At 76.6% G+C, this 5844-nt stretch carries 6 protein-coding genes; 2 read left to right on the forward strand and 4 right to left on the reverse strand.

The features are described from left to right. Window positions 1–720: RNA polymerase sigma factor (locus KME75_RS39430; RefSeq protein WP_219420100.1), on the reverse strand; the 720-nt coding region annotated here is incomplete at its 3' end. A 145-nt stretch (window positions 721–865) separates the two neighbouring features. Continuing rightward, window positions 866–1288, reverse strand: coding sequence for a YciI family protein (locus KME75_RS39435; RefSeq protein ID WP_308283473.1), 423 nt, complete (start codon window positions 1286–1288; stop codon window positions 866–868). On the opposite strand from KME75_RS39435, the gene KME75_RS39440 reads away from it, so the two are divergent. Further along, window positions 1200–1820, forward strand: coding sequence for a DUF998 domain-containing protein (locus KME75_RS39440; protein WP_308283474.1), 621 nt, complete (start codon window positions 1200–1202; stop codon window positions 1818–1820). The two genes, KME75_RS39435 and KME75_RS39440, sit on opposite strands and share 89 nt — an antisense overlap. 37 nt (window positions 1821–1857) lie before the next feature. Then, complete coding sequence (locus tag KME75_RS39445; protein ID WP_219420105.1) at window positions 1858–2325, forward strand: YciI family protein; 468 nt, start codon at window positions 1858–1860, stop codon at window positions 2323–2325. Here KME75_RS39445 and hrpB read toward each other — a convergent pair. Together hrpB and KME75_RS39455 are read right to left on the reverse strand one after the other, a co-directional pair. Beyond that, the gene (gene hrpB, locus KME75_RS39450) at window positions 2291–4741 is read right to left on the reverse strand and encodes an ATP-dependent helicase HrpB (RefSeq protein ID WP_219420107.1); all 2451 of its coding nucleotides are present in this window, start codon (window positions 4739–4741) and stop codon (window positions 2291–2293) included. The two genes, KME75_RS39445 and hrpB, sit on opposite strands and share 35 nt — an antisense overlap. A 24-nt stretch (window positions 4742–4765) precedes the next feature. Continuing rightward, window positions 4766–5725 carry an SDR family NAD(P)-dependent oxidoreductase gene (locus KME75_RS39455; protein ID WP_219420109.1) on the reverse strand — a complete coding sequence of 320 codons (960 nt, stop codon included), beginning with the start codon at window positions 5723–5725 and terminating at the stop codon, window positions 4766–4768. Window positions 5726–5844: the final 119 nt, after the last annotated feature.

The raw sequence follows: 5844 nt of genomic DNA on the forward strand, positions 1-5844 counted from the left end.
GTCCTGCTCGTGCAGCAGGACCGGAGCCCCGTCCGCGTCGACGCGGGCGTCCCGGCGGCTGTGCTGCAGCTGAATGAGTGCGAGCAGGCCGTGGGCCTCGGCCGAGTCGGGGGCGAGCCCGGCCAGCAGGCCCGCCAGCCGCACGGCCTCGTCGCACAGCGCGGGCCGGATCCAGTCGCCTCCGCCGGTCGCCGCGTAGCCCTCGTTGAAGACCAGGTAGACGACATCCATCACCGACGACAGCCGCGCCGCCCGCTCCGGCCCCGTGGGGACCTCGAACGGCACCTGGCTCGCCGCGAGCGCGCGCTTGGCGCGCACGATCCGCTGGCCTACGGTCGCCTCGCTGACGAGGAACGCGCGCGCGATCTCGTCGGTCCGCAGCCCGGCGACCACGCGCATCGTCAGCGCCACCCGCGACTCGGCGGGGAGCACGGGATGGCAGGAGACGACCATCAGCCGCAGGACGTCGTCGTCGAGATCGTCCGGATCGGGGACGTCCGGCTCGTCGTCCGGCGCGGTGCGCAGCCCGTGCGCGAGCTCCGCGTGCCCGCGGTCGCGGCGCTGCATGCGGCGCAGCGTGTCGACCGCGCGACGGCGGGCGACGGTGGTGAGCCAGGCACCAGGGTTCGCCGGGACGCCGTGCGCCGGCCACTGCTCCAGCGCCGCGACCAGCGCGTCCTGCGCCAGCTCCTCGGCAAGGCCGACGTCGCCGGCGAGCATCCGCGCGAGGCCGGCGACGATCCGCGCCGACTCCCGCCGCCAGATCTCACCGACCGCGTCGGCCGGACCCGAAACGACGCCTCCGCTCGGTCGCTCGTCGCGCCGTGCCGGCTGTGCTGCATCGGACGGTGACCTCGCGGCCCGGTCAGGCCGTGGCGGGCCCGAATACCTGGTACATCATCGTCCGGCCCTCACCGAAGATCGCCTGGAAGCGCCGCGTCAGCTCGATCGCCTCCTCGCGGGACGCGACCTCGACCACCGCGAAGCTGACGATCGCCTCCTTCGTCTCCGCGAACGGGCCGTCGGTGACGGTGAGCTCGCCACCCGAGGTCGTGATGCGGGTGCCCGCGTCGAGCCCGCCGGTGGCGACGAGCACGCCCGAGCGGGTGAGCTCGTCGAGGTAGTGGCCCAGCTCGGTGTACATGGCGGCGTCGGGCTCGCTGCCGTCCGCCGACCCTGGCCGCTCCGCCGCTGATCCGGTGCGTGACCCGCGTACCCGCCTGCTGCTCTCCGGCGCCGTCGCCGGCACTGCGGTGTTCGGTGTGGTCTCGCTGGCCCAGGCCGTCACCCGCGAGGGCTTCGACCTGACCCGCTACCCGCTCAGCTCACTGTCCAACGGCGACCTCGGCTGGCTCCAGATCACCAACTTCGTCGCCTCCGGGCTGCTGGTGCTGGCCGGCGCGGTCGGGTTGCGCCGCGCCCTGCGCGGCACCCCCGGCGGCACCTGGGCCCCCCGCCTGGTCGGGGTCGTCGGGGTCGGGCTGGCACTGTCCGGCCCGTTCGTGCTCCAGGGCGGCGGCGGGTTCCCCGTCGGTGACCCCGGCGTCCCGGGTGTCACCGTGGGCACGATCGGCCACCTGGCCGTCGGAACGGTCGCCTTCACCGCGCTGATCGCCGCGTGCTTCGTGCTGGGCCGCCACTACGCCCGCACCGGAGCTCCCCGCATGGCGTGGGCCTCCCGCGCCGCGGGCGCGGTCTTCCTGTTCGGGGACGTGTACTCCTCGGCCGGGGCGCCCGCCGGCCCGCTGGTCCTGGCTGTCACCTTCCTGACCGCCATGATCTGGATCGCCGTCGTCGCCCACCTCGAGCGCCACCGCTGACCTGCTCCATCCGACACCCCACCTCAAGGAGAAGATCATGAAGTTCGCCCTGCTCTACGTCTACGACCCCACGACCACCTCGCCCACCGAGGGCGAGATCGCCGACTGGCTGGCCCTCGACGAGAAGCTCAAGTCCGAGGGGACCTCCATCGGCGGCGAAGGCTTCCACTCCCGCGATGAGGCCCAGGTCGTCCGGGTCCGCGACGGCGCGAGCCGGATCGAGACCGAGCCCACCGCTCCCGCCGCGCACACCGTCGCCGGCTTCTACATCGTCGACGCCCCGTCGATCGAGGCCGCGACCGAGATCGCCCACCGCGAAGTACGGCTACGTCGAGGTCCGCCGCATCGTGGACTTCGAGGGCTGGACCGGCTGACCCGAGCCCGGCCGACACTGCCCCAGCCCGCCCCGCCGGCGACACGCCGGCAGGGCGGGCCGTCGGCGTGTCGCCTACGGCACCCTTCCTCGGTGGTCAGCGGCGGGTCCGCCGGGTGGGCGCGGCGGTGATCGGGTCCTCGGGCCAGGCGTGCTTCGGGTACCGGCCCCGCAGCTCGGCGCGCACCTGCGGGTAGCCGCCCGTCCAGAACGAGGCCAGGTCGGCGGTGACGGCCGCGGGTCGGCCCGCGGGGGAGAGCAGGTGCAGCAGCACGGGCAGGCGCCCGCCCGCGACGGTGGGGGTCGCGGTCCACCCGAACACCTCCTGCACCCGCACCGGGAGCACCGGGTGCTCGCCGCTGTAGTCCAGCGCGATCCGCGAGCCGGACGGCACGCTGATGCGCTCCGGTGCGAGCTCGTCCAGCGTCGCGGCCTCCCGCCAGTCGAGCACCGCGCGCAGGACGCCGGCGGCGTCCACGCGGCCGAGGTCCGCCCGCGAGCGGGCCGTGGTGAGCCGTCCGGTCCACCAGCGGTCCGGGTCGGCGAGCAGGGCATCGTCGGACACGTCCGGCCACGGCGGCCCCAGCGTGCGGTGCAGCATGGCGAGCCGGTCCCGCAGGCTGCGGGCGCCGTCGGTCCAGCGCAGCAGCGCCAGTCCTTCGTTCCGAAGGCCGTCGAGCAGCGCAGCGCGGACGGCGGCCGGGTCGGGGTCGGCGAGGCGCCGCTCGGCCAGCACGATCGCGCCCAGCCGCCGCACGTTCCGGGCGACGACGTCGCCGCCCGACCAGCGCACCTCCTCGCCCTCGGCGAGCAGCGCGGGCGCGGCCAGCTCGGCGAGCTCGCGGTCGACGGCCGCGGCCAGCCGCACCCGTCCCTGTTCGGCGCCGGGGGTGCGATCGGCCACGGCCACGGCCAGCCACTCCTGCGCGGCGAGCGGGCTCCCCGCCGGCAGCTCGACGGCGGTGCCGCCCGCCATCAGGTACACCGGCGACCCGGCCGCCCGCCTCCGCGCCAGCCGCTCCGGGTACGCGAGCGCCACGAGCAGCCCGGCGTCGGCCCGGTTCGCATCGGCCCGGGACGCCGGCAGCAGCCGCCGCAGCCGCGACACCTCAGCCCGCCAGCGGCCCGCCCCCGGCGCCGCCCCCGACCGCAGCCGCCCCAGCTCGACGTCCACCTCGGTGCCGCCGGCGAGCGTGTCGTCGTCGAGCAGCGCCACCACCTCCGCGGCGTGCCGCGCGCCGACCCGGGCAGCTCCGTCGAGCAGGGCGCGGGCCAGCCGGGGGTGCAGCCCGAGCTCGGCCATCCGGCGCCCGCGCTCCGTGGCGGCCCCGCCGGCGAGCGCCCCGATCGCGTGCAGGACCTCCTGTCCGGCGCGCAGCGGTCCCGGCGGTGGCGCGTCCCACCACCGCAGACCGCCACCGTCCGGGGTTCCCCAGCACGCCAGGTCCAGCGCGAGCCGGGTGAGGTCGGCGGTGCGGATCTCCGGCTCCGGGTAGCGGGGGAGCAGCTCGCCCTCCGGCCAGCACCGGTACACCCGGCCGGGGGCCTCCCGCCCGGCCCGACCGGCGCGCTGTTCGGCGACGGCCGCCGACACCCGGACGGTGACGAGCCCGGCGAGCCCGCGGCGGTGGTCGACCCGCGGCACTCGGGCGAGGCCGGCATCCACGACGGCGCGCACCCCGGGGACGGTGAGGCTCGACTCGGCCACCGCCGTCGCCAGCACGACCCGGCGCCGCGGGCCGGGCCGCCCTGTTCGATCCTGCAGGGCCCGATCCTGCAGGGCCCGATCCTGCTCGGCGGCCGGCAGGCGCCCGTGCAGCGGCAGCACATCGGCGTCCACACCCGCCAGCGCGGCGGTCGTGCGCCGGATCTCCGCGGCGCCGGGCAGGAACGCGAGCACGTCACCGTCGCCGTCGTCGAGCGCGGTGCGGACCGCGCGGGCGACGCAGGCCTCGACGCGTTCACCGCGCACCGGGGGGAGGTGCCGCGCAGCCACCGGGAAGGTGCGTGCGTCCACGGTCAGGACCGGCGCGTCCCCCAGCAGCTCCGCGAGACGGCCGGTCGCGACGGTGGCCGACGTCGCGAGCAGGCGCAGGTCCGGGCGCAGCCCGTCGCGGGCGTCGAGCAGCAGCGCCAGCAGCAGGTCGGCGTCGAGGTGCCGCTCGTGGCACTCGTCGAGGACGACGGTGGTCACCCCGGGCAGCTCCGGGTCGGCGACGAGCCTGCGCAGCAGCAACCCGGAGGTCACCACCTCGATCCGGGTGCGCGCCGACCTGCGCGCGTCGCCGCGCACGGCGTACCCGACGGTCTCCCCGACCGGTTCGCCCACCAGCGCGGCCATCCGCGCGGCGGCGGCGCGGGCGGCGAGCCGGCGCGGCTCGGCCACGACCACCCGGCCCGCACCGGCCAGGGCGAGTGGCACGAGCGTGGTCTTGCCGGTGCCGGGAGGGGCGACGAGTACCGCGGCGCCGTGGTCGGCGAGCGCGCCCGTGACGGCGCCGAGGGCGCCGCGGATCGGCAGGTCGGGCAGATCGGGCGGCGGGAGCATCCCCGGCAGTCTGCCGAAGGGACCTCAGGAGGGCGGCACCACGTCGTCGTGCTGGTGGAACCGCCGCGCCGCGCTACGGGTGAGCGCCGTCAGCGCGTCGAACCAGCCGGCCGGGCGGGCGACGGTGTGCCCGGGCCGCGGCGGGCGCGGCGTCTCGTCGGAGGGCAGCAGCCGGTTGGCGACGGCCAGCAGCCGCATCGTCGTCGCCGGCGCGATGCCGTGCAGCCGCATCCCCAGCTTGGCGGCGGGTGTGAGCACCACCTCGGGACGTCCGCGCAGCGCGGCCCGCACCAGCTTCCCCGCGGCCCGCTCGGCGTCCATCGACAGCAGCGGGAGGCTGTCGCCCAGCGTGAACCAACGGTGCTCGGCGGCCTGGTCCCCGGTGAAGAGCGCGTTGCGCGGTGAGCCGGTGCGCATCAGCCCGGGCACCGCCACCGTGACGCTGACGCCGTGCCGGGCGGCCTCCACGCGCAGCCCCTCGGCGAACCCGACGGCCGCGTGCTTCGCCGCGACGTAGGGGAGCAGGTGCGGGGCGGGCAGCTTCCCGCCGATCGAGGTGATCGCCAGGATCCGGCCCCCGCGCTCGCGCAGCAGCGGCAGCGCCGCGAGCGTCGGGTGCACCGTGCCCCAGAACATGGCGTTCATGGCGTCGGCGAAGTCCTGTGTGCGCATCGCCGCCGCCGGTCCGACCTGGATCACCCCGGCGTTCGTCACGAGCACGTCGAGGCGCCCGAACCGCTCCTGCGCGGTGGCGACGAGGCGCTGCGCGTCGGCCTCGACCGCGACGTCGCCCGGCACGGTGACGACATCGGTGCCGCGGCCCTGCAGGTCGGCGGCCGCCACGGCCAGCCCGTCCGCGGACCGTGCGTTGACGACCAGGTCGTGGCCGCGGTCGGCGAGCTCACGGGCCAGCAGGAAGCCCAGGCCCCGGCTGGCGCCGGTGACCACCGCGACGGGCCGCGTGCTCGTCCCTGGCGTGCTCACTGGTGCACCATCCTTGTGTCGGTAGCCGCCAGGCTGCTGATGCACCCGAGGTGCCCCTGGGTCACCGCCCTGCTCGCTCGACGCTGCGACGTCCAGCATGAGTTTCGCGGGGCCCGGTG

Origin of the sequence: Pseudonocardia nigra, from assembly GCF_019396355.1 — a bacterium.
Lineage (GTDB): Bacteria > Actinomycetota > Actinomycetes > Mycobacteriales > Pseudonocardiaceae > Pseudonocardia > Pseudonocardia nigra.